The sequence below is a fragment of the Corallococcus sp. AS-1-6 genome (genome assembly GCF_020037015.1).
In the GTDB taxonomy this organism is placed as follows: Bacteria; Myxococcota; Myxococcia; order Myxococcales; family Myxococcaceae; genus Corallococcus.
The window spans coordinates 448,954-475,705 of sequence record NZ_JAIQDE010000001.1; the positions used below are offsets into that span (position 1 = coordinate 448,954).

Below are 26,752 nucleotides of genomic sequence, written 5' to 3' on the forward strand. Positions count from 1 at the left end.
TGGAGGGAGATCAGGGCTGCGCGACCTGGAAGGAGGACAGCTCCGCCTGCGTGCCCGGCACGGCAATCTTCCCGGCCAGCACCTGCTGCCGCAGCGTCTCCACCTTCTGGAGCGCCTCCGCCTTGCCCGGGAACTCCACGCGCACGTCCGCCATGCCCACGCCGTTCTCCTTGAGCCCCAGCACCTGCTCACCCGCCGTGAACCGGCCCTCCACCAGGTCCTTCGCGGCCTGGTACACGGCCAGGTCGCTGTGCTTCACCATGGACGTGAGGATGGCGTCCGGCGCCAGGTGGGACTGATCCGAGTCCACGCCGATGGCGAACACCGTCTTGCCCGCCGCCCGGGCCTCCTTCACCGCCTGGATGACGCCCAGGCCGTCCGTGCCCGCCGCGTGGAAGATGACGTCCGCGCCCTTGGCGATGAGGTCCTGCGCCACCTCCTTGCCCGCGGACACGCTGTTGAAGCTGCCCGTGTAGACGGCCATCAGCGCGTCCGCCGCCTTCGCGTTCGTGGTGCGCACGCCCGCGCGGTAGCCCACGTCGAAGCGCTTGATGAGGGGGACTTCGATGCCGCCCACGAAGCCCACCTTGTTCGTCTTCGTCACGAGCCCCGCCAGCGCGCCCACGAGGAAGCTGCCCTCCTGCTCCTTGAAGAGCACCGTGCGCACGTTGGGCAGCGACTTCGCCTTGCCCTGCGCGTCCAGGAGCTGGCTGTCGATGAGCAGGAACCTGGCCTCCGGGTTCTCCGTGGCCACGTCACGCACCGCGTTGGCCAGCAGGTACCCGTTGCCGATGGTCAGCTTCGCGCCCTGCTCCACCAGCAACTGGAGGTTGGGGGCGTAGTCCTCCTGCGCCTTGCTCTGGAGCACCAGCGGCTGCACGGGCAGCGGCTTCACTTCCGGTGCGAGCGCCGACAGGTCGGAGGAGATGGACTGACGCACTTCGCCAGCGGGGGCGTCCACGTACCTGCCGCCCTCGTACTTCTTGCCGGCGGCCCACAGCTCCAGGCCGCGCAGGGACGCGTCGTTGAACGAGTGGTCACCCCGGCCGCCCACGTCGATGACGAGCCCCACGACCACGGGCTTGCCCTCGGGGGGCTTCGCGGCGGTGGAAGTCTGGGAGGGGGCCTTGGGGGCGTCCTCGGACTTCTTGGAACAGGCGCACAGGAGCGCGGCCAGGGCGAGCACGTGGAGTCGACGGAGCATCATGAGGCTGGCTATCTACCAGATGCGGCCAGGGCTTTCCTTCTGCTATGGCCTTGCCCCGTGCAACCCTACGAGCTCATCAAGGCCAAGCGCGACGGCGGCAAGCTGGACCCGTCCGACATCCAGGCGTTCATCCAGGCGTACACCGCCGGCACCGTGGCCGACTACCAGATGGCCGCCATGTGCATGGCCATCTTCTTCAAGGGGCTGGACTCCCGGGAGCTGGGGGCGTGGGCCCGCGCCATGCTCCACTCCGGAGAGGTCCTGGACCTCTCCGACACGCCGGCCATCAAGGTGGACAAGCACTCCACCGGCGGCGTGGGCGACAAGGTGTCCCTGAGCCTCGCCCCCCTGGCGGCGGCCTGCGGCGTGCCCGTGCCCATGATTTCGGGCCGCGGCCTGGGCCACACCGGCGGCACCCTGGACAAGCTGGAGTCCATCCCCGGCTTCAACGTGAACCTGTCCACCGCGGACTACCGCCGGCTGGTGCGCGAGGTGGGGTGCTGCCTCATCGGCCAGACGGCCCAGGTCGCCCCCGCGGACAAGAAGCTCTACGCGCTGCGCGACGTGACGGCGACGGTGGACTGCATCCCGCTCATCGCGTCTTCCATCATGAGCAAGAAGCTGGCGGAGGGCATCGACGCGCTGGTGCTCGACGTGAAGGTGGGCAGCGGCGCCTTCATGAAGACGGCGGACGACGCGCGCGTGCTGGCCCGCACCATGATTGGCCTGGGTGCGGAGATGAACCGCAAGGTCGTGGCCCTGCTCACGGACATGGATCAGCCCCTGGGCCGCCAGGTGGGCAACGCCCTGGAGGTCCGCGAGGCCGTGGACATGCTCCGCGGCGAGGCGCCCGACGACTACACGGAGATCACCTACGCCCTGACGGCGGAGATGCTGGTGCTGGGCAAGAAGGCCGCCAACGTGGAGGAGGCGCGCGGGATGCTGCGCCGCTCCGTGGAGGACGGCAGCGCCATCCGGAAGCTCAAGGAGATCGTCCAGTCGCAGGGCGGTGACCCGCGCTCCATCGACGACTACTCGCTCCTGCCCACGGCGAAGGCCACGACGGACGTGGTGGCGCCGCGCGACGGCTTCGTCACTGGCATCCACACGGAGGGCGTGGGGCTGGCGGCGGTGGCGCTGGGCGCGGGCCGGCAGCGGGTGGACAGCAAGATCGACCCGGCCGTGGGCTTCACGCTGCTCAAGAAGGTGGGCGACGCGGTGAAGCAGGGCGAGCCCGTGGTGCAGGTGCACTACAACGACGCCGGCCCCGTGGAGGACGTGAAGGCGCGCCTGCTCGCGGCCTACCGGTTCGGCGACCGGGCGCCCGCGGCCCGCCCGCTGGTGCTGGAGCGGCTGGAGTAGTTACGCAAGCCCCATGGCCCCCACGTTCCGCGACCTGCTGTCGGAAGTGAAGAAGGAGATCCGCGAGGTCTCCCATGAGCACGTCCACACGCTGCTGGGCTCGGGCGCGAAGGTGAAGCTCGTGGACGTGCGCGAGGCCGACGAATACGCGGGTGGCCGGCTCCCCGGGGCGGTGCACATCCCCCGGGGCTACCTGGAGCTGCGCATCGAGGAGAAGGCGGACCGCGACGAGGAGCTGGTCCTCTACTGCGCGGGCGGCACCCGGAGCGCGCTCGCGGCCCGCACGCTGCGGGAGATGGGCTACACGCGCGTGTCCTCGCTCGCGGGCGGCTACAACCGCTGGAGCGACGCGGCCCTCCCGGTGGAGAAGCCCGTCGTCCTCTCCCCCGAGCAGAAGGAGCGCTACCGCCGCCACCTCATCCTCCCGGAGGTGGGGGAGGAGGGGCAGGCGAGGCTCCTCAAGTCGAAGGTGCTGCTCCTGGGCGCGGGTGGGCTGGGCTCGCCGGCGGCGCTGTACCTGGCGGCGGCGGGCGTGGGCACGCTGGGCGTGGTGGACGCGGACGTGGTGGACCTGAGCAACCTCCAGCGCCAGGTGCTGCACACGCTGGAGCGCCGGGGACAGCCCAAGGTCCAGAGCGCGAAGGCCGCCCTGGAGGCGCTCAACCCGGACGTGAAGGTGGTGCCGTTCCAGGAGCGGCTCACCACCGCCAACGTGGAGCGCATCCTCGCGGACTTCGACCTGGTGCTGGACGGCGGGGACAACTTCCCCACGCGCTACCTGCTCAACGACGCGTGCGTGCTGCTGGGCAAGCCCAACATCCACGGCTCCGTGTTCCGCTTCGAGGGGCAGGTGACCACCTTCCTGCCCGGCCAGGGGCCCTGCTACCGCTGCCTCTACCCCGCGCCGCCCCCGCCGGAGCTGGCGCCGTCGTGCGCGGAGGCGGGCGTGCTGGGCGTGCTGCCCGGGCTCATCGGGATGCTCCAGGCCACGGAGGCCCTGAAGCTCCTGCTCGGGGTGGGGGAGCCCCTGGTGGGGCGGCTCGTCACCTTCGACGCCCTGGGCACGCGCTTCCAGGAGCTGCGGCTGCGCCGCGACCCGGAGTGTCCGGTGTGCGCGCCGGGAGCGAAGGTCCAGCTCATCGATTACGAGCAGTTCTGCTCCACCGGGGCCTGAGCGGCCAGGAAGCTGCATTTTCAGGAGCAACGGAGCGGACGGGCCCGCGTATGATGCGCGGGCCTGGACCCGGGGCGGTGGTGGAACGCGACCCGGGTCGGATACGAGAGCGGCAGCGGCAGGGAGACGACGGCGATGTCCGAGCAGAACGAGAACCAGGACACCAGGACGACGGAGGACCGGCGCGACTCGCCCCGCGTCCCCATGCGCCTGAAGGTCGGCTGGGATGGGGCGGATGGCTTCCTGGAGCGCGCGGGGGACCTGTCCCTGGGCGGCGTGGGCTGGGTGGGCGAGGCCCTGGACGAGGGCAAGGACGTGATGGTGCGCTTCACGCTGCCCTCGGCTCCCGAGGAGGCCGTGGTGAAGGGCAAGGTGCTGGGGCCCAAGCCCGGCGCGGCGGGCCTGGTGGTGCGGGTGAAGTTCGTGGACCTGCCGGTGGAGCTGGAGCTGGCCATCGCCCGGCACCTGGACGAGCAGGCCAAGGGCGGGGCCTGAGACAGGCTCCGGGTTTCAGGCGGGACGGGGGCCCATCCAGGGCCCTTCGTCCGGCGAAGGAGGGCGGCATGGCGGAGGAGATTCCCTGGGAGCGGCTGTTCGAGGAGGCCCTTCGGGTCCGCCAGCGCGCGCACGTGCCGTACTCGAAGTTCCCCGTCGGGGCCGCCGTGCTGTACGCGGACGGCTCCATCGTGGCCGGCTGCAACGTGGAGAACGCCACCTATGGCCTCACCGTCTGCGCGGAGCGCAACGCGTTCGCCGCGGGCGTGGCGCAGGGCCGCGAGAAGCCCGTGGCCGTGGCCGTCGTCGTGGACACCCCGGAGCCCTGTCCCCCGTGCGGCATGTGCCGCCAGGTGATGGCGGAGTTCGCCGGACCTGACCTTCCGGTGCGAAGCCGCACCCTCAACGGGCAGGAGGCGCGCTACCCGCTCAGCGAGCTGCTGCCGCACGCCTTCACCCGCTCCTTCCTCTAGGACCCCCCTCACGTGGACTTGCTTCTCACTGGCGCGACCGTCGTCACCATGAACCGCGACCGCGAGGTGCTGCCTCGCGCGGACGTGCTCGTGCAGGACGGGCGCATCGCGAAGGTGGGCCGGGGCCTGAAGGTGAAGGGCGCCCGCCGCGTCCTGGACCTCACCGGGCAGGTGGTGATGCCCGGCCTCATCCACGGCCACCTGCACGCCTGCCAGACCCTGTTCCGCGGCCACGCGGACAAGCGGGAGCTGCTGGACTGGCTGAAGGAGCGCATCTGGCCCATGGAGGCGGCGCACGACGCGGCGTCCCTGCGCGCCAGCGCGGACCTCACCTTCGCGGAGCTCATCCGCTCCGGCTCCACGGCGGCGCTCGACATGGGCACCGTGCACCACTACGACGCCGTCTTCGAGTCCGCGCGCGACAGCGGCTTCCGGCTGGTCGGCGGCAAGGCGATGATGGACTCCGGCGCGGAGGTGCCCGCCGGCCTGCGCGAGACGACGGCGGACTCCCTGTCGGAGAGCCTGGCGCTGATGGAGCGCTGGCACGGCACCCACGACAACCGCCTGCGCTACGCCTTCGCGCCGCGCTTCGCCCTGTCCTGCTCGCCGGAGCTGCTGCGCGAGGTGGGCCGGCTGTCGCGGGAGAAGGGCGTGCGCATCCACTCGCACGCCAGCGAGAACCGCACGGAGACGGACGTCGTCCGCCAGGTGACGGGCCAGGACAACATCGCCTTCTTCCACGGGCTGGGGCTCACGGGCCCCCAGGTCACCCTGGCCCACTGCGTGTGGGTGGAAGGGGAGGAGCAGCGGCTGCTGCGCGAGTCCGGCACGGTGGTGTGCCACTGCCCGGGCTCCAACCTGAAGCTCGCGTCGGGCTACGCGCGCATCCCGGAGCTCTTGAAGGACGGCATCCCCGTGTCGCTGGGGGCGGACGGCGCCCCGTGCAACAACACGCTGGATTTGTTCCACGAGATGCGGCTCGCGTCCGTGCTGCACAACCCGCGCGTGGGCCCGGTGGCGATGACGCCCATGCACGTCCTGGAGATGGCCACGCTGCACGGCGCGCGCGCCCTGGGCCTGGAGGACGAGGTGGGCTCCGTGGAGGCCGGCAAGCGCGCGGACCTCACCGTGGTGGACACGCGCGGCTTCCACTTCTGCCCGCTGCCGGACGACGTCACGGGGCCGCTGGTGTACTCGGCGCGCTCCACGGACGTGTCGCACGTGCTCATCGACGGCAAGCTGGTGCTGCGCGAGGGCGAGTTGACGACGCTGGACGCGAACGCGGTGCTGTCCAACGCCCGCGCGCAGGCCACGAAGCTCTTCGCCCGCGCGAAGCTGAAGGCGTCCTAGCGGCGCTGCGCGGCCGAGGGGTCCGCGGACGGCTGCGAGGCCGGCTTCGAGCGCGGCAGGCGCAGCACGAAGGACGTGGCCCAGCCCTCCGCGTCCTCCACCGCCAGCCGCCCGCCGTGGGCCTCCGCCGCCAGCCGGGAGAAGTACAGCCCCAGGCCGTAGCCCCGGCGGCCCTCCTTCTCGCGGTGGCCCTGCATGTACTTGTCGAAGAGGGACTCGCGCGCCTCCGGCGGAATGGCGATGCCGTCGTTGCGCACGGCCAGCCACTGGAAGCCCTCCGTCTCACCGGCCTCCAGGCGCACCCGCCCGCCGGACGGGGCATAGCGGAGCGCGTTGGTGGCCAGGTTCTCCACCACGCGGATGAGCAGGCCCGCGTCGCCCACCAACTGGAAGCCCGGCGGGCACGACAGCTCCAGCCTGATTTTTCGCAGCCGGGCCGCGCCGTCCAGCGAGCGGCGCACCTCGTCGAAGAGGGGCGCCACCGGGAAGGGCTGCTTGCGCGGGGACAGCCGGCCCTGCTCCAGCCGGGGCACGTCCAGGAGGTCGGAGATCATCCGGTCCAGGCGCGCGGTGACGGCCAGGCCCGTGCGCACGGACTCCACCATCGGCGTGCCGACGGGCAGCTCCTGCTCCATCCACGACAGCGACAGCGTCACGGCGGACAGCGGCGAGCGCAGGTCGTGCACCAGGAACTGCATCAACTGCTCCTGGTGGGCCTGGAGCGCCTCCAACTGGGCGTTGCGCGCGTGGGCCTCCGCCAGCATCCGCTCGATGGTGCGGTGGGCGTCCTCCACGTCGTGGGTGCGGCGGGCCTCCAGTTGCCGGGCCACCTCCGCGTGCGACAGGTCCATGGCCAACTGCCGCAGCCGCCCGGTGCCGTAGTGGCTCACCGCCGCCACCAGCACCAGCGTCACCGCGGCCACGGCCATGGCGCCCGGGCCCACGCCCGCCTGGGCCATGAGGAAGGCCTGGGCCAGCGACGCCAGCCCCGCCGCGCCGTAGACGAGCCAGGGCATCAGCTCCAGGCCGGACAGCGCCACCACCAGCGCGAACAGCCCCAGGCTGAAGCCCGCCACGCCCGCGGGGAAGGGCGACACCGGCAGGGCCAACTGCTGGAGCCCGAAGACGAGCCCCACGTCCACCAGCGACTGCACGACGCCCAACTGCTTCGTCAGGGGCCTGGCGCGCAGCGCGAACAGCAGCGCCACCACGCCGCCGTAGCAGAGCAGGAGCGGCGGGTAGTGCGCCCAGTCCCGGGCGCCCGTCAGCCACAGCCCCAGGCTGACGGCGAAGAACACGACCGTGCCCACCAGCCGCACCGCGGCCCCGGCGCCCAGCACACGCCGGCGTTGGGCGGCCACCACCCGCGCGAGCTCGTCTTCAAAGGCAACGGGAGGGGTTGGTTCCATGCGACACACTTGTTTTCCCCGCTTCCTCCCCACCCGGCAAGTTCATGGCCACACCGTCTTTCGCGACCCCGGGGGGACCCTTTAAGGGACGGGGAGTGGCCGTCCGGGAGCCGTCCGGTGGCCCTGGACCCGGCCGGGCTGGCGGGCGGCGGCCTGGCGGTGGCGGTCCGGGGGCAATCATCCGTTCCCGGCGGGCGTAGTCACGGTGACACGCGCCGGGCGGCTGGATGCTTGTGGGCGGCGGAGTTCGTGTAAGGTGACTGGGATTACGCACAGGCGGAGGTGAGAGCCGACATGTGGCAGCGATTCAAAAGAGCGATGCGGAGCTTCGCGGGCTTCTTCGTCTCCTCCATCGAGGACCCGGAGCTGATCCTCGAGCAGAACATCCGTGACCTGAACGACCAGGTCCCCAAGATGAACGAGTCCATCGCCATGGTCCGGGCGAATGTGACCCTGCTGGAGAAGGAGAACCAGAAGTACCAGCAGGACGTGCGGGAGCTGACCGCCAAGGTGAAGGCCGCCATCCAGGCGGGCCGTGACGACCTGGCCGGCACCTACGCGACCAAGCTGCAGGCGGAGAAGGAGGCGCTCGCCCGCAACGAGCAGCAACTGGACATCGCCAAGCAGGCCTACGAGAAGGCGCTGAACGTCAAGAAGGCGTTCATGCGGGAGAAGGACAAGAAGACCCACGAGGCGATGAACGCCATCCGGGACGCGCGCCGCGCCAAGTGGCAGGCGAAGGTCGCGGACACGATGGAGTCCTTCACCGTCGCGGGCGTGGACTCCACGCACGACGAGATGCTGCGCAAGGTCCAGGAGAAGACGGCCATCAACGAGGCGCGCATGCAGATGGCGCTCGACACGGTGGACCACCAGGGCGCGCTCATCGAGGAGGAGGCCGAGAAGCTCCAGGCCAACGAGCTCGTCAAGCAGATGAAGATGGAGATGGGCCTGCTGGACAGCCCCGCGCCGGTGTCGGACGTGGGCGCGGGTCCGGAAAAGACCATCGGCAAGAAGGTGGAGATCAAGTAGGTCTCCGCCCATGAAAGGGGCCGGCGCACACGGATGAAGCTGCACCGCGGACCCGGCCTCTTTCTCTTCCTCGCGCTCTGTGTCCTGGGCGCGGGGTACGTGTTCGCCTCGCGGGCGGGTTACCTCGACCGCCTGCAGGCGCGCTTCTTCCCCTCCACGCGTGAGGCGGTGCGGCTGTCCCCGGGCGACTTCCCGGCGGGCGTCGCGGCCCCGGTGGCGGACGTGGCGTCGGTGCCCTTGCGGCCCGTGCTCATCGGCTTCACCCCGCGCGGCTCGGCTGCCGCGCTGCTCGTCGCCACCGGCGGCGCCACCACCCTGGACAACCCCGCCACGCCCCCGGGCGCCGCGCAGGGGCTGCTCAAGACGGCCTACGCGCTGGACGCCCGCGCGGTGCTCTTCGCCCGCGAGGAGGAGCTGAGGCAGGCCCTGTCCGTGGGCGCGGAGAACGGCGGCGTGGACATGGCGGCCCTGTCGGTGGACCGGCTGGCGTCGTGGGCGCCCACGTTGAGGGACGCGGCGCCGCGCACGGTGCTGCTCGTGGGGCGCAGCCGGGGCCAGGAGGCCATGGCGGCGGTGGGCGTGCCGGACCTGGCCAGCCTGCGCGGCAAGCGGGTGGGCGTGTATCCGGGCGGCTCGTCGCACTACTTCGCCCTGTGGGTGCTGGCGCGGGCGGGGCTGCGCACCTCCGACGTGCGCTGGGTGGACCTGCCCTCCACGCTGGACGCGGGCCGGGCCCTGCGGGAGGGGCGGGCGGACGTGGTGGTGGGGCTGTGGGGCGACGTGGAGCTGGCGGCGAGGGACCGGGGCGGCAAGGTGCTGGCCACCACGGCGGACGCCCCGCACCTCTTGGCCACGGTGCTGGTGGCCCGGGGCGACTTCGCGGCGCGCTACCCGGACGCGGTGCGGCGGGTGCTGCGGGGGCTGCTGGACGCGGGGCAGGGCGTGCTCAAGGACCCGGCGGCCGGGGCACGGCTGCTGGGCGAGGTGGCGCCCTACCTGGGCGACCCCACGGAGGCCATCCGCAGCGCGCCGCCCGCGACACTGGCGGACAATCGGGCCTTCTTCGGACTTTCCGGCGAGGCGCCGGTTACCTATGACGAGCTGTTCCAGAGCGCCGCGGCGCTCTTCCAGAAGCTCAAGCGCGGGAACGCGCCCCCACCGGCGGAGGACACGCGGGACCTGGGCGCGCTGAAGTACGTCTCCGAGGCGCGGGGGCCCTGACAGGGGCCGGAAGAGGGAAGGGGAGTCGGACGTGGCGAAGACACCGAACTACATCAAGGCCGCGTTCCTCCTGCCGGCCAACCTGGTGGGGCTGACGACGGCGGCCATGTCCAGCGCCGTGACGCAGGAGCCGCTGCCCATGATGGTGGCCCTGGGCGTGGAGGGCGTCTACCTGGCCGTCCTGTCGTCCATGAAGCGCTTCCAGCGCGTCGTGCGGTCGCGGCAGCCGGACAACCCGGAGGCCGCGCGCGCGGCGGTGGACGCGCTGCTCGCGGACCTGGCGCCGTCCCAGCGCGACCACTACCAGCAACTGGTGGGGCTGAAGGAGAAGATCCTCGCCAACTACCGCAAGCTGCCCGGCGGGCGCGTGCTGGCGGCGGACAGCGAGCCCAAGCTGGACGCGCTGCTCACGTCCTTCCTGCGGCTCATCTCCGCGCTCAACCAGTACCGCACGTACCTGAGCGGGTCCGACCGCGAGCACCTGACCTCCGAGGTGGCGGCGCTGGAGGCGGAGGTCGCGGACGAGGCCAACCCGCGCCTCAAGGACGTGAAGGGCAAGCGCGTGGAGATTCTGCGCAAGCGCCTGATGCGCTTCGAGCAGGCGGGCGAGAGCCGCGAGGTGGTGAGCCACCAGTTGGCCGGCATCGAGGACCTGATGCGCCTGACGCACGAGCAGTCCATCGCCATCCGCGACCCGGAGAGCGTCAACCGGCAACTGGACGTGCTCTCCGCGGAGACGGAGGCCACGGACGAGACCGTGCGCCAGATGGAGCGCTTCCTCGACTTCACCGAGGAGGTCTCCGCGCCCCTGCCGCACGGCGGCACGCGGGTGCGGTAGGCCGGGCACGGGCCCGGACGGGTACCTGTTCACCGTGGCACCTTGCGACCCGGGCGGGGGCCTTTGACGGCGCACGAATAGATTGACTCTCCGGCGCAGGCATCCTGTCCTGCCGCCCATGCTCCGCCGCGTTGGATTCCTTCCGTTGCTCCTGCTGTTGGTCGTGTTCGCCGGCTGCTCGCGCTGCGGGAAGGAGGCGGCCGGGCCCGCGGATTCGCCCCGGGGCGTGTCGCGCTACCTGCCGCGCACCGCGCAGGCGGCCGTCGTCATCGACGACCTGGGCACGCTGGGCGAGAAGCTCGCGCGCTTCCAGAACCTCAAGGTGGCCTCGTTCGTCGCGCAGCTCCAGAACTTCCCCTCCGCGGAGCGCTACGTGTCCGCGGTGATGCGGCAGGTGGGCGTGGACCTGCGCAGCCGGAAGGCGCTGGAGGACGCGGGCATCGACCCGAAGCGCGGCGCGGGCGCGGCCTTCCTCGGGGGCACGCAGGCGGTGTCCGTCATCGGCGTGAAGGACGCGGACAAGCTGAAGACGACCTTCGCCACCTTCGCCCGCACGCGCCTGGGCGCCTCGGAGGAGAAGGAGACCAAGACGGACGCGGGGCGGCTGGTCACCTTCCACCGCCCGGGCTCCACGGAGCCCATGCTGGGCATGCTCTTCCTCAAGCACGACCTGGTGCTGCTGTCCGCGGGCGCGTCCGTGTCGCGCCTGTCGGAGCTGGCGGCGCTGCCGGAGGAGCAGTCGCTGGCGAAGGAGCCGGTGCTGGAGGCGTCCCTCAAGCGGCTCTCCGGCGACCGCGACTTCCACGTGTGGCTGCCGGGCGGCATGGGCCTGCTGCCCGCGGGCAGCGTGCAGGGCATCACCTTCACGGGCCACATCGAGGACCGCGCGGTGACGCTGCGCGCGGACGCGCCGTGGCCCGACTCGCAGGCGTCGCTCGCGGCGCTGGAGCCCAAGGGCGGTGAGGCGCTCTCGGGCTGGCTGCCGCAGGACAGCTTCTTCGTGGCGCGCTTCCGCGGCGACCCCGCGCATTTGGACGGCGTGTGGCCGTACCTGGCCGGCTCGCAGGTGACGCGCGCGGTGCAGGAGGCGGGCTTCAACGTGAAGACGGAGGTGCTGGACAACCTCAAGCCGGGCATGGTGCTCGCGCTGTCGCTGTCGCCCAACGTCAACCTGTCCTCGGGCATGCCGGAGCTGGACCTGCGGCGCACCAACCCCTTCCGCTTCGTCAACCTGGTGGCGCTCGCGGAGGTGAAGGACGTGGCGAAGGGGCAGGCCACGCTGGACAAGGTGCCCGGCTTCGCGGGCGGCTTCGGCGCGAAGGTGGAGCCCACGGACGTGAACGGCCAGAAGGCGTACCTCACGTCGTACCGCGCGGGCGAAGGCGCGCACTTCGCGCTGTCCAGGGACGGCAAGTTGGTGCTCGCGGCGCCCAGGGCGCGCCTGGAGTCCACCCTGGCCTCGCTCGCGCAGCCGGCCGGCACGGGCCCCGTGTCCGAGGACCTGAAGTCCGTGGGCAAGGACGCCGCGCTGGTGGTGCTGCTGGACCTGCGCCGGCTGGCGGACGCGGTGAAGGCGCTGCCGTCCGCCGCGTGGGGCATTGGCGGCTTCGCCATCAAGGCCACCACGGTGCGCTGGCTGGACGCCACGGACGACCTGCGCGCGGTGACCCTGGCCCTGTCGCGCAAGGACAAGGCGCTCCAGGCCGAAATCTCCCTGCGGCTGACGCCCGCGCCTGGCCCCACCACGACCACGACGACCCCGGCCACGCCTTGATCCACGCGCGCGATGTCGTGAAGGAGTACGAGGACGGCGAGGGCTCGCGCGTGCGCGTCCTGGACGGCGTGTCGCTGGACGTGCAGGCCGGGGACTTCGTCGCGGTGGTGGGCGCGTCCGGCAGCGGCAAGTCCACGCTGCTGCACCTGTTGGGCGGCCTGGACGTGCACTACCAGGGGCAGGTGGAGGTGGGCGGCGTGAAGCTCACCGGCCTGCGCGACCAGGAGCTGGCGCGCTTCCGCAACACGCACGTGGGCTTCGTCTTCCAGTCGTTCCACCTCATCCCCAACCTGTCCGCGCTGGAGAACGTGCTGTTGCCCTCGCACTTCGGTCCGGCCACTCCGGACGGGCGCAAGCGCGCGAGCCAGCTCCTGGAGCGCGTGGGCCTGGGCGCCAAGCAGGACCGCGCGCCGGTGCGGCTGTCCGGCGGCGAGCGCCAGCGCGTGGCCATCGCCCGCGCCCTCTTCGGCGGCCCGAAGCTGCTCCTGTGCGACGAGCCCACGGGCAACCTGGACGCGGCCACCGGCGCGGGCGTCATCCAGCTCTTCCAGGAGCTGCACAAGGAAGGGCTCACGGTGCTGACGGTCACCCACGAGGAGCGCATGAGCGCGGTGGCGCGGCGGGTGCTGCGGCTCAAGGACGCGCGGCTGGTGGAGGAATCCCCCACGTCGGCGGCCCTGGCCTCGCGAGGTGCCCCGTGAGGTTCGACGCACTGTCGCGACTGGTGAGGTTGTCCCTCGCTCGCGAGCGCAAGGGCGCGTTCTTCTCCGCCTTCGGCGTGGCCATGGGCGTGGGCGCGCTGGTGTTCTTCGTGGGCCTGGGCCTGGGCGTGGGGCGAGTCATCCGCGAGCGCATCTTCCCCACGGACTCACGGCTGGTGGACGTGGTGCCCCCGGCGGTGTCGCTGGGCCTCCTGGGCGGCGGCAAGCTGGACACGGCCGCGGTGGAGCGCCTGGCCGCGCTGCCCGGCGTGGAGACGACGTACCGGAAGATGAACGTCCGCGTGCCGGCGGTGACCCGCTACGACGGCGTCTTCTTCGGCTCGCGCCTGCGCATGGGCATGGAGGTGCTCGCGGTGGGCGTGGACCCCGGCCTGGTGCAGAAGGACGTGGGGCTGCCGGAGGCGAAGGACTTCAAGGACCCGGGGGAGGGCAAGGCCATCCCCGCGCTCATCTCCACGCGCCTGCTGGAGCTGTACAACAAGACGTTCGCGCCCGCGCGCAAGCTGCCGCAGTTGTCCGCGGAGATGCTCATCGGCTTCGGCTTCCCGGTGGAGTTCAACCGCTCCTACGTGGCCGCCACGTCCGGCGGGCCCAGCACCACGCAGCAGGCGCAGGTGGTGGGCGCGTCCGACCGGGCCATGCTCGCGGGCATCACCATCCCGCTGGACACGGCGGTGCGCATCAACCGCGCTTCCGGCGCGGACGCGGACAGCTACTCCGGCGTCACGCTGGTGGCGGCGGACCCCTCCCGCGTCCCGGAGCTGGTGGAGGCGGTGAAGGGGATGGGCTTCGAGATCGATGATCAGGAGCGCCGGCTGGCGGAGAACGCGGGCGCGGCGGTGGCGCTCACCACGTCCGCGCTGGCGCTGCTCTCCATCCTCATCTGCGTGCTGGCGGCGGTGAACATCGCCCACGCCATGTCCTCCTCCGTGCGCGCCCGGGCCAAGGAGATTGGCGTGATGCAGGCGGTGGGCGCCTCGCGCGCGGACGTGCGCGCCATCGTGCTGGCGGAGGCCGGCGTGGTGGGCGTGCTGGGCGGCGCGGCGGGCACGGCGGCGGCGCTGGTGCTGGCCTTCCTCGTGGATCGGCTCGCGAAGGGCTACCTGCCCAACTTCCCCTTCAAGCCGGAGAGCTTCTTCTCCTTCCCCGTGACCGTGGTGCTGGGGGGCGTGCTCCTGGGGCTCGTGGCCGCGCTCGCCGGGGCCTACTTCCCCAGCCGCCGCGCCGCCGCCACGGATCCGGCGAGGACGCTGGCGGGATGAGCGGCCCTTCGCGCAAGACGCTCCTGACCCACGTCCTGTGCCTGGGGGCGCTCGGGTGGATCTACGGGGGTGACCTCTCGGATGCCCTGCGCGCCCGGACCGCGGAGGTCTCCGCGCTCCTGACGCCGCCGTCCGCCGTGCGCGCCAGCGTCGTGCTGGGGCTCGCGGGCGTGGGCCTGGCCGTGTTCGTCGCCGGATGGCTGCGCAAGAAGCCGGAGGGCTTCAAGGGCTACCGGCTCGTGCCCATCCTGCTCGTGCTGGCGCTCTTCCTGGACCTGGTGCTGGCGGAGGGCCGCACGCCGCTGGACCCGCCGGAGCTGGCCTCGGTGGCGCTGCAGCGCTTCCAGAACGAGGCCCAGAAGCTGGCCACGGTGGAGGCCGTGCCCACGCGCTCCCAGGTGCTACAGCCCCTGGTGGACGCGCTGGGAACGCCGCCGTACCTGGAGCGCGGCACGCCGGTGCCGGCCTATACACTCCAGGTGCGCACGGACTGCGAGGGCCCGGTCCGTGACGCCCCAGGCGCCCGGCCCGGCACGCTGCTCTACTGCGTGGCCCGGGACGGCAAGCAGGCCTGGGTGACGCTGGTGGGGCTGCCCGCCGAGGTGCGCTTTGGTGCGCCCGCCATGCTCTCCCACCGGGGCGAGCCGCGCGTCGCCGTCGTGCGCGCCCAGCTCCCTCCAGAGCCAGATGAGACCGAAGGCGTTCCGGGCATTGACCTGGAGATCCCCACCGTGGATGGGGGCGCGGCGGCGGCGCCTTCACCCTGATTCGGGCCGATCCAGGCCCGCCTGCCGGGCAAGCGGGCGGAAATAGGTCCGCGCGCGCGGTTGACCCTTTGGAGCCGCGATCGATAGGCTCCCTGCAAGGACTCGACCCCCACTCAAAGTGACGACCTCTCAACCGAAGCGGCAACCCATCCCGTTCGGGAAGTATCTCCTCCTGGACCGCGTCAACATCGGCGGCATGGCGGAGGTCTGGCGCGGCAAACAGTTCGGCGCCAGCGGCTTCGAGCGGCTCGTCGCCATCAAGCGCATCCTGCCGAACATCGCCGAGGATGAAGAATTCATCTCGATGTTCATCGATGAGGCGAAGATCAGCGTCCAACTGACCCACGCCAACATCGCGCAGATCTACGAGCTGGGGCAGATCGCCAGCAGCTACTTCATTTCGATGGAGTACATCCCCGGCAAGGACATGCGGGCCATCTTCGACCGCTGCCGGAAGAAGGGTGAGCCCGCGCCCGTGCCGCTGGTCGCCTTCTGCGTGGCGAAGATGTGCGAGGGCCTGGACTACGCCCACCGCAAGAAGGACGGGATGGGGCGCGACCTCAACATCGTCCACCGCGACATCTCGCCGCAGAACGTGCTCGTGTCCTTCGAGGGCGAGGTCAAGGTCATCGACTTCGGCATCGCGAAGGCGGCGGGCAAGGCGACGAAGACGCAGGCCGGCATCCTCAAGGGCAAGTTCGGCTACATGAGCCCGGAGCAGATCCGCGGCCTGCCGCTGGACCGGCGCTCGGACGTGTTCGCCATTGGCGTCTGCCTCTACGAGATGCTCACCGGCGAGCGCCTCTTCGTGGGCGACAGCGACTTCAGCGTGCTGGAGAAGGTGCGCAAGGCGGAGGTGCCGTCCCCGTCCACGTACAACCGGCGCATCCCGGAGGCGCTGGAGCGCATCGTCCTCAAGTCGCTCGCGAAGGACGTGGACGAGCGCTACCAGTACGCCAGCGAGCTGGGCGATGACCTCCAGCGCTTCCTGCTGACGAACGACTCCATCTTCGGCCGCAAGGACCTCATGCAGTACATGAAGTCCACGTTCGCCGAAGAGGTGGAACGCGAGAAGCAGCGCCTGGCCGAGTACGCGGACATCCGCGCGCCGGACGGCATGCTGGCGGCCATCGAGGCGGGCTTCAGCGGCCCGTCCCCGGTGCCCACGCAGAGCATGACCAACATCCCGGCGGTGGCGCCCTCCGCGCCCGCCGTGGAGCCCGTCGCCGCGCCGCCGCCGCGCGCGTCCAACTCCGGTGGCGCCGCGCAGGGGGCTCGCCGCTCGCCCACGCTGGCGGCGCTGCCCAAGCTGACCGCCGCGCCGGCCGCGCCCTCGCCCAAGGAGGACGAGGAGCTGGCGACGCAGATGGTGGACCGCGACGCCGTCTTCAACGACGCGCCGGAGCCCACCACCCAGCCGGGCGCCGCCATTGGCCGCGCCGTCACGCCGCTGGAGTCCCCGGCCGCGCCCGCGGACGACGGGGAGGACGTGTCGGGCCGCACCGCCGTCATCCCGCCGCCCTCGACGCTGCCCCAGCCTCCGGCGCCGCCGCGCCTGTCGCAGAACAGCGCGCCGGTGCTGACCGCCGCGCCGCCGCGTCCGTCGCTGACCAACGTGCCCACGCTGATGTCCAACGACGCGCCCGCGCCCCGGCCGACGCCGAACCGGGGCAACGACGGCGCGCTGCCGCGCATCGTCCGGCCGGACTCGCCGCCGGAGCCGGCGCCGCCCGCGCCGCGTCCGCCCGCGCCCCCCGTCCTCAACAACGGGAACGCGCCGCGCCCGCCCTCGAAGGAGGCCCGCCAGAAGAACGCGCCCGAGCCGGAGGCTCCCGCCCGGGGCGGGGGCTTCAAGGGCATGGACAAGCGGCTGCTCTACGGCGCCGTGGGGCTGGCGTCGCTGTTCCTGCTGGTGGGCGTGGCCCTGGTCTTCTCCCCGAGCAAGCCCGCGCAGGGCTACGTGATGGTGGAGCTCAAGACGCAGGAGGCGAAGGACCGCGCGATGGTGTCCATCAACGCGGGGCCTCCGGAGAAGTTCCCCTCCAACGGCTTCGTCCTCAAGCCCATGTCGGTGGGCAACGTGCTGGTGGTGGTGACCGCGGACGGCTACGAGGCCTTCAACCAGTCCGTCATGGTGGCCGAGGGCACCAACGCCACGCAGGTCCCGGTCACCCTCAAGCGGCAGGCGCGCTCGGTGGTCGTCATCTTCAAGACCCAGCCGGAAGACGCGGAGGTGAAGATCGACAAGCAGGTCGCCCGGAAGCAGGGCGAGCGGGAGCAGGTGCTCCAGGACTTCTCGCTCAGCAACGACACCCCGCTCGTGGAGGTGTCCGCCCCGGGCTACCAGCCGTTCATCCGGAAGCTGACGGTGAACAAGGACGGCCTGGACGTGGTGGCGACGCTGGAGCGCGCGCCCGTGGAGGTGCGGGTCGAGTCCACGCCCCCGGGCGCGGCCATCTTCCAGGGCAACAAGGACCTGGGCGCCGTCACCCCGGCCACCCTCCGGGTGCCGTGGGGCACGCGAGAGCTGACGCTGAAGGCGAAATGCCACGCGGACGAGGACGTATCCGTGGGGACGCCGTCCCCGGCGGGCTCCACGGTCAAGGTGGAAGCGACCCTGAAGAAGCAGGCGCGCTGCCGCGATTAGCGGCGCCGCGGTCCTGATACTTAAGGTAGGCCTGGGGGTCCTCCCCCCGGATGTCCCTGGGGGGAGCGGCGCCGGAGGGATGTCCGTGACGAAGGTGCGTAAGGTGAACAAGGCGGATCCGCTGGCGGATCTGCCCCGGTGGGCGCAGCAACTGGCGCGCAAGTACTACACGAAGACGGTCAGCACCTTCCTGCTGTACGGGGCCGTGAGGGACCTGCAGCCCCTGCAGCTCGAGGACGGCGGGCGCGGCTTCGGGACGCTGAAGACCTTCCTGTCGGAGGAGCTGTTCGGCGGGCGAGACCACGTCCTCTTCTACGACCGCTCGTCGGGCATCCGCTCGGCGACGCCGGAGACGCAGAAGGACCTGTCGCGGGCCATGACCGGCTACGACGCCATGTACGGCACGGACTTCTCCAAGGTCCTGCCGCGCGACCCGGGCCGGGCGCTCCAAATCTTGGAGAACTTCCTGCGCATGCGCCTGAGCGAGGGCCGCTCGATGGCGCTCATCATCGACTTCGCGGAGACGCTCGTCCCGGGCGGGGAGATGAGCCACCTGTCCGCGGAGGACCGCTTCGTCGTGGCCACGCTGGACAAGTGGGCGCACGACCCGCAGTTCCTGGCGGGCGACGTGTCGGTGGTGCTCCTGGCGGAGAACCTGTCGGACGTGTCGCCGCGCATCAGCCGCAACCCGTACGTGGCGCCCATCGAGCTGCCGCTGCCCACGGAGGAGGAGCGCCTGGAGTACGTGCGCTCCAAGCTGGAGGGCAAGAAGCTCCAGTCCGTGTCGGAGGTGCCGCTGGCGGGCCTGGCGAAGATGACGGCGGGCCTGTCGCGCATCAACCTGGACCGCGTGCTGACGGAGGCGCTGGAGCGGGAGATCCGCATCACGCCGGAGCTGCTCAAGGAGAAGAAGAAGGAGCTCATCCAGGCGGAGTGCCACGGCCTGCTGGAGTTCATCGAGCCCGCGCACACGCTGGACGCGGTGGCGGGGCACGCGCCCGCCAAGCAGATGCTGCGGCAGGCGGCGTCCGCGCTGAAGAAGGGCCGCATCGAGGTCATGCCCATGGGCTACCTGGTGAGCGGACCGGTGGGCACGGGCAAGACGTTCATGGTGAGCTGCTTCGCCGGGGAGATTGGCATCCCGGTGGTGAAGTTCCTGAACTTCCGCAGCCAGTGGCAGGGCGTGACGGAAGCGAACCTGGAGAAGATCTTCAACCTGCTGAAGGCCCTGTGGCCGGTGGCGGTGATGGTGGACGAGGCGGACACCTTCCTCGGCAACCGCGACTCCGGCGGGGACTCCGGGACGAGCAGCCGCATCTTCGGCTCCATCGCGTCCTTCATGGGCAACACGCAGTACCGCGGCAAGATTGTCTGGTTCCTGCTGACGGCGCGGCCGGACCTGCTGCCCATCGACCTGAAGCGCCAGGGCCGCGCGGAGGAGCACCTCGCGCTCTTCTATCCGCAGACGGACGAGGAGCGGAACGAGCTGTTCCAGGCGATGAGCAGGAAGACCGGCGTGTCCGTGGAGGGCGTGGAGTCCTTCGCCGCGCTCATCCCCGGAGGCGTGCGCGCCTTCAGCGGCGCGGACATCGAGGCGGTGATGGTGCGCTCGAAGTTCCGCGCGCTGGCGGACGGGCGCGACCAGGTGACGAAGGACGACCTGGCCGCGGTGCTGGCGGACTTCGTGCCGCCCAGCTACCCGCTGGAGATTGAAATGCAGAACCTGGTGGCGGTGCAGGAGTGCACCAGCCGGGCGCTCCTGCCGGAGAACTTCCGCAAGCTGGACCGCGACTACATCAGCAAGCGCGTGCGGGAGCTGAAGATGCTCCTGGAAGAGCAGTAGGCGTCGAGCCGTAGGCCGTCAGCCCACGGTGACGGGGACGCCCAGGTGCGGGTCCTGGAGCGTCTCCACCACCGCGATGCGGTCGCCCACGGCGAGCGCGTCATGCAGCACGAGGATGTCCTCGTTCGCGTGACGGATGCAGCCGTGGGACACGTCGCCCCCGAGCAGGGCGGGGGCGCTGGTGCCGTGCAGCTCCTCGCCGCTGCGGCGGCCATCCGCCCAGGACAGGTCCAGCAGCCGGGCGCCGAACACGTGCCGGTCGTTCCACAGCCGCGCGCCCGCGTCCTCGGTGGCGACCTGATCCAGCTTCGCGCGGACGACCTTGAGGCCCGGGTGCGTGGGCGTGGCGGCGGTGCCCACCGCGTTGGGGAAGATGTCCACGAGCTTCCCCTCCGGGTCGAAGAGGAACGTGCGGTGCTCGCGCAGCGCGATGACCACGCGCACGGCCTGGCCCGCGTAGAACGAAGAGGGCAGGGCGCGCGACTGTCCCCGTGAGCCCGGAGCCGGAGCGAGCGCCTCCAGGGCCTTGAGCGTGGCGGCGTCGAGCACGCCGCTGGAGCGCAGGCCCGCGTGCACCTGGAAGTTGCGGAGCGCGCGCGCCGTGTCCGGGCCGTAGCGTCCGTCCGCGCCGCCGTACAGCGCGAACCCCATGTCCAGGAGCGCGCCCTGCACCGCGCGAAGCCCCTCGCCCTTCGCGCCCGTGCCGAGCACCGTCACACCGGACGCCACGTCCGCGAGCTGGGACGACCCGGCGAAGCGCGGATGCGCCAGGGCGCTTGCCGCTGGAATCTCCATGCCCGCGAAGTCGGCCGGAGGCTCCATGACGCCCAGGCCCCCGGCCGTCACCGCGCGCGCGACGACGGTGGCCGCCGTGCCTGTCACGGTGTCGCGGGAGCGCTCCCTGGGGACGGACACTCCGTCGGACGGCGGGGCAGGGGAAGGCCCACGCGGTGCCGGACCCACGGCCGGAGCGGGCCCGTTGAATCGCGTCAGCGAGTTGCCCCCGGTGACCGTCCTGTCCCCCGGACGTTCGACTCCACGGGGCAGGACAGGCGCGGGCCCGCGCGTGTCGGGCGTTTCAGGGGGACGAAGCGGTGACTCTCGAAGCAGTGCGGATGCGAGCATGGCGCCGGGGACTGCAAGGCCCCGGCCGCCGCGCCATGCCCTTCAAGCCGCTACGGCGCGCTCAGCGACAGCAGCTTGCCGGTGGGCACCGTGCGGTGGTCCTTGATGTGGTTCCACTTCATGATGTCCTCGACGGACACGTTGTAGCGCTGCGACACCGACCAGAGCGTCTCGCCCTCGGCCAGCGTGTGCACCTTGCCCTTGGGGCCCACGGGCGCCTGTCCCGCCACGGCGTTGGCCACCACGATGGTGCCGCCGCGCTCCTCCACCTTCGCCGGCGCCGCGCCCTTGGACTCCGGCGGCCACACGGCCAGCAGCGTGCCCAGCGACAGCGTGCGGTTGCGCTTGGGCAGGTTGTTCCACTTCTTCAGGTCGTCCACCGACACCTGGAAGCGGTTGGCGATGAGCCACAGGCTGTCGCCCTCCTGCACGCCGTAGGTGATGCGCGTCTTGCCGTCCACCTTCTCCGTCTTCACCGGGCCCGCCGCCACGGGGCCGCGGGGCGTGCCCGCCGGGACCTCGTCCTCCGGCCGCGTCGCCACCACGCCGCTGCGCCGCGCCTGCGCCACCTTCGCCGCCAGCGCGCCGGACGCCACCGCGCCACCGCCCGCGTCGCCGCTGCCACCCCGGGCGTTCGCCGGCACCGGAATCACCAGCTCCGCGCGCACCTTCAGCACCCGCGCGCTCTTCAGCCGGTTCATCTGGAGGATGGCCTCCGCCGCCGTGCCGTACTTCTGCGCAATCTGCGACAGCGTGTCGCCCCTCTTCACCGTGTGCACCCGGAACGTCAGCCGGTCCGCGGGCGACAGCTTCGCCAGGTTCTGCGCGAAGAGCGTCGTGGTGCCGCGCGGCAGCTTCAGCGTGTAGGGCTTCGCGGCCGTCGCCGGAGGCGTGCACCAGCGCTTGAGCTCCGGGTTCAGCTCCTGCACCTCCGTCACGCTCACCCCGGCCGCGCGCGCCACCACGTCCAGGTCGGTCGCGTCCGTGAGCTTCACCTCGTCGTACTCCAGCGTGGACTCGTACTGGAACTCCTCCTCGGAGAAGCCGAACGCGGTGGGGTTCTTCGCCACCAGCGCCGCGGCGATGAGCTTGGGCACGTAGTGCTTCGTCTCCTTCGCCAGCCCGCGCTCCTCCGCCAGCACCCAGAAGTCCTTCGTCCCGTAGCGCTCCACCATCTTGCGCACCCGGTACGAGCCCGTGTTGTAGCCCGCCCACGCCAGGTACCAGTGGCCCAGCTCGCCGTAGAGGTCCTTCAGGTACGCCGCCGCCGCGTGGGTGGCCTTGATGGGGTCACGCCGCTCGTCCACCCAGAAGTCCTGCTTGAGGCCGTACTGCTTGCCCGTGCTGGAGATGAACTGCCACGGCCCGGCCGCGTGCGCCCACGAGTACGCGTTCGCGGAGAAGCCGCTCTCAATCATCGCCAGGTACACCGTGTCCCGGGGCAGGCCCTTCGCCTCAAGAATGGGCTGCATCACCGGCAGGTAGCGCGTGGAGCGCGCCATCCACTTGCGGAACCACTTGCGGCCGGGGCCCTGGAAGAACTGGATGTACTCGGCCACCCGCGGCTGCATGTCCACCGGGATGTCGTAGCGGTCCTTCACCTGCGAAATATCGAAGTTCGCCAGGTCGGTGATGCGCGCCAGCGGCGGGGCGGTGTCGTCCTCGCGGAAGGTGGGCTCCTCCAGCGCGTCCAACATTCGCAGCCGCAACGGGTTGGTCAGGCCCAGCCGCCGCAGCGACTGCATCATCTCCGCGCTCGGCTTCGCCTCCGGGTCCAGCGTCGCGCCCTCCAGCGCGCGCAGCTCCTCCAGCTCCGCGGACTCGTTCTCCACCTCCTCCGTCTCCTCGCCCTCCTCCATGGGAGCGGGGGGCGTGGCCCGGCTGGCGTTCGCCGTCAGCGAGGGAGCCTGCGAGGAGGGCACCGCATGCACGCCAGGCGGCGGCACCGGTGACGGCGCCACGCCCTGCGAGGAGGGAACCGAGGCCAGGGCAAGCAGGAGCAGAGAAAGCGGCATGGGAACGCCAGGCGAGGTCGCCCAGAAGCAGGCGAAGCCCGCAGTATTCGCCAGCTTTCTTGACAGTCAAACAACAAGTCGCTCGGTACGCCCCCGGGAAGGACCCACCGTAGGAGCGAGCGACCCTATTTCGCCGGTGGCTCGCCTGCCTGCCCGCTCTTGCCGGTTCCGCCGTGGCCGGGACCGAGGATGCGGGGCAGGTAGGTGGCGAAGTCGAAGTGCGGCGAGTTCTCCGTGTTGTGGCAGGTGACGCACACGGCCTCTCCCGGCTTGCCCACGATGGTGGCCGGGCTCGGCGAGTCCACGTGCTGGGAGCCCGGGCCGTGGCAGCTTTCGCAGCCCACGTCCTCGCGGCCCGCCACCTTGTCCAGCCGGCACACGCCGCCGGGCTTCTGCCAGGCGGTGATGTGGCAGCCCACGCAGTTGAGGTGGTGCTGCTTGCCCACCTCCTCCAGCGTCTCCCACGCGTGGTGGTGCTTCGTGCGCTGCCACACGGCGGTCGCGTCCGCGTGGCAGTCCTCGCACGCCGCGCTGCCGACGAAGCCCGCCTGGCCCTTCGGGGGCGCCGGGCAGTCCTGGCCGTGCGCCTTCGCCCACGCGAGGTTCAACTGGCCCACGTTCGCGTCGTACGCCTTCACCAGCGCCTGCGCGTCCGGCGCGGTGGGCAGGTTCGACTCCAGCGGCAGGAAGCGCAGCGCGAAGCCGTTGACGCCGTCGGTGGGCGCGGGCGGCGCGGTGAGCAGGCCCTGCTTGCGCGCGGAGAGCTCGTCGCGCTTGCCCTGCTTCAGCGTCTTGAGGTTCGGGTCGATGCCGGGCCGCGAAATCTCCTTGTCCAGGAGCGCGATGCGCTGCTCCAGCGCCGTCACCTCGCGCTCCACGTCCCCCTGCGAGCGCTGCGGGACGAAGGGGCCCTTCGCCGGCGCGTACGTCAGGTCCACGCGCAACAGCGAGCGCCCCTTGCTCTGCAGCGCCACCACCGGCACGTCGGAGCGCACCAGCCGGTTCTCCTCCGCGGAGAACTCACCGGCGCTGTGCGTGGCCACCACCAGGTTCGCGGCCAGCCCCGGCAGCGCGGCGGCGACCTGCGCGGCCTCCAGCGGCTGGTCCAACAGGCCCACCACGAAGTCCGCGCCCTGCTCGCGCGCCTGCTGGCTCGCCTTCACCAGCGCCTCGCCGGACGCCGCCGCCACCACGCCCACCTTGCGCGGCCCCGCGTCCAGCACCTTCACGCCGCCCGCCGGAATCTCCGGCAGGCCCAGGCCCTGGCGGAAGGCCGCGCCGCGCGTGTCGTCCAGCTCGCCCGTGGCGCGCGCCGCGATGCCCATGGTGCGGAACGCGTCCGCGAGCGCCTTCGCCTTGAGCTCCTCCTGCGGCACCTGCTCCGCCTGGAGGTGCGTCTCCCCGAAGAGGCTGTTGCCGCCGTCGATGTAGAGCACCGGCTGGCCGCCCCTGCGCGCCTCCTGCACCTGGAACGCCGCCCGGCCGATGCCGCCGCGCATGTTCTCGCTGCAGCCGCACGGGCCCAGATAGCCGCGCGTGTCCGCGGAGAGGAGCAGCACGGCGCCCGGAGGCGCGGCGGGAGCGGGGGAGGCGGTCTGCTGCTGCCCGGGAGCGCTGTTCGCGCCGCTCTCCGGGGCGCGCGGCTCCTGGCGTCTGCAACCGGCGAGGAGCGCGCTCACGAGCACCGCGAGGACGGCCGCGCGCATCGTCATCACCAGAGGATGCTCTGCACCAGTTCGTCGATCTTCTCGCCCATCGCCTCCAGGCCGTTCACCTTGGAGAGACAGCCGTCCGCGCCCACCTGCTCGGCCAGCTTCGACAGCTCGTCGTCCGGCAGGCTGGAGAACAACACGATGGGGATGTCCTGCGTGTTGTACTCGTTCTTCAGCGTGCGGCAGATGTCCGTGCCCTTCGCCTCCGGCATGTGGATGTCCGTGAGGATGAGGTCCGGCCGCCAGCTCTGAAGCGTTTTCTCAAACTCCATGAGCGTGGAGGTGGCCACGACCTCATAGCCCCGCGCCTCCAGGACGGCCTTCTCCATGGCGAGGGTGATCTCGCTGTCGTCAATGAGGAGGATTCTTCGCTTCTCTTCGGACACGGCGACCTTCCTTGGGGGTCGGTTCTAGCCCACCACCCAGCGGCGCACCAATGCTTTCCCGTGTCGCGTTCCAGCACGGCTTTTCTGGATTCAACCCCGGGCGTCCCAGCGGCCGGGCGGGCTCGGAAACACCCACCGTCTTTCCCGGGCAACCCGCCCGAAAAAGGGTAAGGAGGCGCCCATGAAGCGCCATGCCTCCCGGGTCCTGGTGGCCCTCCTTCTCCTGGGGTGCGTCCTTGGTGGCCTCCCCGTGCTGGCCCTCGACAACGGCCTGGGGCAGGTCCCGCAGGACCTCGACCGCACGTCGCCGCGCGCCACGGTGCAGGGCTTCCTGGACGCGGTGCATCGCGGGGACTACGCCCGCGCCGCCTTCTACCTCTACCTGGACCACCTCCCGGAGGCCGAGCAGCCCCTGCGGGGCGCCCAGCTCGCGCGGAAGCTGAAGTTCGTCCTGGACCGGGAGCTGTCGGTGGACACGTCCGTCCTGCCGAAGACGCCCGAGGGCGAGTCCCCCAGCTCGCGCTTCGTGTCGCTGGGGGCCATCCCGCTCAAGGGCGAGAGCGTCCCCATCCGGCTGCAGCGCATCGCCGTGGAGGGCACGCCCACCTGGGTGGTGTCGGAGCCCACCGTGAAGATGGTGGACCCGCTCTTCGAGGAGTACGGCCCGCTGCTCACCGAGACGCTCCCGGCCTTCTTCTTCGAGCGCACGGTGCTGGGGCTGGAGCCGTGGCAGTGGCTGGGGCTCGCGGTGACGCTGCTGTGCGCGTGGATCTTCTCCTACCTCCTGGAGAAGCTCCTGCTGGCCGCGGGGCTGCGGGTGGCGCGCTGGACGCGCATCGCCTGGGACGACCAGATTGTCGGCGCGGGCCGGGGTCCCCTGCGGCTGCCCTTCTTCGCCATCCTCCTGGCGCTGGGCACCTCGTTCCTGCTGCTGCCTCCCAAGCTGAAGCTGCTGAGCGACCGGGTGAGCTACTCGCTCACCATCGTCGCGGTGGCGTGGTTCATCCTGCGCTTCCTCCGGGTGTCGGAGGCCTACGTCCAGAGCCGCGTCACCTCCGAGTCCAGCCCCCACCGCCGCGCTCGCTCGCTGCGCACGCAGTTGGCCGTGCTGCGCGCCGTCTTCGAGGTCGCCACCTACGTCATCGCCGCCGCGCTGCTGCTCATGCAGTTCGAGGTCGTGCGCAACGTGGGCGTGTCGCTCCTGGCCTCCGCCGGCATCGCCGGCCTCGCCGTCGGTCTCGCCGCGCAGAAGTCGCTCGCGTCGCTGCTCGCCGGCATCCAGTTGTCCATCACCCAGCCCGTCAGCATCGGGGACAACGTGCTGGTGGAGGGCGAGTTCGGCACGGTGGAGGAGATCACCCTCACGTACGTCGTGCTGCGCATCTGGGACCAGCGGCGCATGGTCATCCCCATCAACCAGTTCCTGGACAAGCCGTTCCAGAACTGGAGCAAGGGGTCCCCGGAGATCATGGGCACCGTCATCCTCCAGGTGGACTACATGGCGGACATCGACGCGCTGCGCGCGGAGCTGGACCGCATCCTCGCCAACGAGGGCAAGGAGCTGTGGGACGGGCGGGTGAAGACGCTGGTCGTCTTCGACGTGATGGACAAGACCCTCACCGTGCGCGCGCTGGTGAGCGCGGCGAACTCCAGCAAGCTGGGCGACCTGCGCTTCCTCGTGCGCGAGCGGCTGGTCGTCTTCCTGCGCACCCGGCCCCAGTGGCTGCCCATGGTGCGCAGCGAGTCCCGCCCCGCGCCGCAGCCCCCGGCCTCCCGGGACGAGCAGGAGGAGGCCATCCAGGGCGCCCCCGAGCCCCGTTCTTGAAGGAGGGCGCCCGTGAGAGCCCCAGGGAAAACAGGCGCTTGCACGGACGCTCACCGCGCGATGAATATCTCGACCCACGCGGCGTAAGACGCGCGTAAGAGCAATCGCACCCT

Annotated in this window: 21 protein-coding genes; 15 read left to right on the forward strand and 6 right to left on the reverse strand. The window is 71.4% G+C overall.

Going from position 1 to position 26,752, the window contains the following annotated elements; translation table 11 throughout:
* Nucleotides 1-10: 10 nt before the first annotated feature.
* Nucleotides 11-1,204 carry a BMP family protein gene (locus K8612_RS01860; protein WP_223761174.1) on the reverse strand — a complete coding sequence of 398 codons (1,194 nt, stop codon included), beginning with the start codon at nt 1,202-1,204 and terminating at the stop codon, nt 11-13.
* Nucleotides 1,205-1,264: 60 nt separating this feature from the next.
* Between K8612_RS01860 and K8612_RS01865 the strand changes: the two genes are divergently transcribed.
* From K8612_RS01865 to K8612_RS01885, 5 genes are all read left to right on the forward strand, one after another.
* A complete protein-coding gene (locus K8612_RS01865) occupies nt 1,265-2,569 on the forward strand; it encodes a thymidine phosphorylase (RefSeq protein ID WP_223739929.1) in 1,305 nt (434 codons plus the stop codon).
* Between the two features lie 13 nt (nt 2,570-2,582).
* Nucleotides 2,583-3,743, forward strand: a complete 1,161-nt coding sequence (gene moeB / locus K8612_RS01870) for a molybdopterin-synthase adenylyltransferase MoeB (protein WP_223761061.1) — start codon at nt 2,583-2,585, stop codon at nt 3,741-3,743.
* A 135-nt stretch (nt 3,744-3,878) separates the two neighbouring features.
* Nucleotides 3,879-4,238 carry a PilZ domain-containing protein gene (locus tag K8612_RS01875; RefSeq protein ID WP_223739927.1) on the forward strand — a complete coding sequence of 120 codons (360 nt, stop codon included), beginning with the start codon at nt 3,879-3,881 and terminating at the stop codon, nt 4,236-4,238.
* Between the two features lie 68 nt (nt 4,239-4,306).
* A complete protein-coding gene (locus K8612_RS01880) occupies nt 4,307-4,711 on the forward strand; it encodes a cytidine deaminase (RefSeq protein ID WP_120566738.1) in 405 nt (134 codons plus the stop codon).
* 12 nt (nt 4,712-4,723) lie between these two features.
* On the forward strand, nt 4,724-6,061 hold the full coding sequence (locus K8612_RS01885) for a 5'-deoxyadenosine deaminase (RefSeq protein WP_223739926.1): 1,338 nt from the start codon (nt 4,724-4,726) through the stop codon (nt 6,059-6,061).
* On the opposite strand, the gene K8612_RS01890 is transcribed toward K8612_RS01885, so the two are convergent.
* Nucleotides 6,058-7,470, reverse strand: a complete 1,413-nt coding sequence (locus tag K8612_RS01890) for a sensor histidine kinase KdpD (RefSeq protein WP_223761062.1) — start codon at nt 7,468-7,470, stop codon at nt 6,058-6,060. The genes K8612_RS01885 and K8612_RS01890 overlap by 4 nt on opposite strands.
* Before the next feature lie 294 nt (nt 7,471-7,764).
* On the opposite strand from K8612_RS01890, the gene K8612_RS01895 reads away from it, so the two are divergent.
* From K8612_RS01895 to K8612_RS01935, 9 genes are all read left to right on the forward strand, one after another.
* On the forward strand, nt 7,765-8,502 hold the full coding sequence (locus tag K8612_RS01895) for a PspA/IM30 family protein (RefSeq protein ID WP_223739924.1): 738 nt from the start codon (nt 7,765-7,767) through the stop codon (nt 8,500-8,502).
* Nucleotides 8,503-8,535: 33 nt separating this feature from the next.
* Entirely contained in the window at nt 8,536-9,723 is a 1,188-nt protein-coding gene (locus K8612_RS01900; RefSeq protein WP_223739923.1) for an ABC transporter substrate-binding protein, read from the forward strand.
* Nucleotides 9,724-9,754: 31 nt separating this feature from the next.
* Entirely contained in the window at nt 9,755-10,561 is an 807-nt protein-coding gene (locus K8612_RS01905; RefSeq protein WP_223739922.1) for a hypothetical protein, read from the forward strand.
* A 118-nt stretch (nt 10,562-10,679) separates the two neighbouring features.
* On the forward strand, nt 10,680-12,335 hold the full coding sequence (locus tag K8612_RS01910; RefSeq protein ID WP_223761063.1) for a hypothetical protein: 1,656 nt from the start codon (nt 10,680-10,682) through the stop codon (nt 12,333-12,335).
* A complete protein-coding gene (locus tag K8612_RS01915; RefSeq protein ID WP_223761064.1) occupies nt 12,332-13,036 on the forward strand; it encodes an ABC transporter ATP-binding protein in 705 nt (234 codons plus the stop codon). Before K8612_RS01910 ends, K8612_RS01915 begins: the two co-directional genes overlap by 4 nt.
* Nucleotides 13,033-14,319 carry an ABC transporter permease gene (locus K8612_RS01920; protein WP_223761065.1) on the forward strand — a complete coding sequence of 429 codons (1,287 nt, stop codon included), beginning with the start codon at nt 13,033-13,035 and terminating at the stop codon, nt 14,317-14,319. Before K8612_RS01915 ends, K8612_RS01920 begins: the two co-directional genes overlap by 4 nt.
* Nucleotides 14,316-15,086 (forward strand): hypothetical protein, encoded by a 771-nt coding sequence (locus K8612_RS01925; protein ID WP_223761066.1) that lies wholly within the window; start codon nt 14,316-14,318, stop codon nt 15,084-15,086. Before K8612_RS01920 ends, K8612_RS01925 begins: the two co-directional genes overlap by 4 nt.
* Nucleotides 15,087-15,204: 118 nt before the next feature.
* The gene (locus K8612_RS01930) at nt 15,205-17,733 is read left to right on the forward strand and encodes a serine/threonine-protein kinase (RefSeq protein WP_223761067.1); all 2,529 of its coding nucleotides are present in this window, start codon (nt 15,205-15,207) and stop codon (nt 17,731-17,733) included.
* An 85-nt stretch (nt 17,734-17,818) separates the two neighbouring features.
* Complete coding sequence (locus K8612_RS01935) at nt 17,819-19,576, forward strand: AAA family ATPase (protein WP_223739916.1); 1,758 nt, start codon at nt 17,819-17,821, stop codon at nt 19,574-19,576.
* Nucleotides 19,577-19,594: 18 nt separating this feature from the next.
* Here K8612_RS01935 and K8612_RS01940 read toward each other — a convergent pair whose 3' ends face one another.
* The 4 genes from K8612_RS01940 to K8612_RS01955 all read right to left on the reverse strand — a co-directional run bounded on the left by K8612_RS01940 (nt 19,595) and on the right by K8612_RS01955 (nt 24,814).
* On the reverse strand, nt 19,595-20,458 hold the full coding sequence (locus K8612_RS01940; protein ID WP_373692071.1) for a L,D-transpeptidase family protein: 864 nt from the start codon (nt 20,456-20,458) through the stop codon (nt 19,595-19,597).
* Between the two features lie 293 nt (nt 20,459-20,751).
* Nucleotides 20,752-22,716 carry a LysM peptidoglycan-binding domain-containing protein gene (locus tag K8612_RS01945; protein ID WP_223739915.1) on the reverse strand — a complete coding sequence of 655 codons (1,965 nt, stop codon included), beginning with the start codon at nt 22,714-22,716 and terminating at the stop codon, nt 20,752-20,754.
* A gap of 125 nt (nt 22,717-22,841) precedes the next feature.
* A complete protein-coding gene (locus K8612_RS01950; protein WP_373692072.1) occupies nt 22,842-24,428 on the reverse strand; it encodes a multiheme c-type cytochrome in 1,587 nt (528 codons plus the stop codon).
* The gene (locus tag K8612_RS01955) at nt 24,428-24,814 is read right to left on the reverse strand and encodes a PleD family two-component system response regulator (RefSeq protein WP_206790174.1); all 387 of its coding nucleotides are present in this window, start codon (nt 24,812-24,814) and stop codon (nt 24,428-24,430) included. The genes K8612_RS01950 and K8612_RS01955 overlap by 1 nt, the downstream gene beginning before the upstream one ends.
* 181 nt (nt 24,815-24,995) lie before the next feature.
* Between K8612_RS01955 and K8612_RS01960 the strand changes: the two genes are divergently transcribed.
* Nucleotides 24,996-26,639 carry a mechanosensitive ion channel family protein gene (locus tag K8612_RS01960; protein ID WP_223761069.1) on the forward strand — a complete coding sequence of 548 codons (1,644 nt, stop codon included), beginning with the start codon at nt 24,996-24,998 and terminating at the stop codon, nt 26,637-26,639.
* Nucleotides 26,640-26,752: the final 113 nt, after the last annotated feature.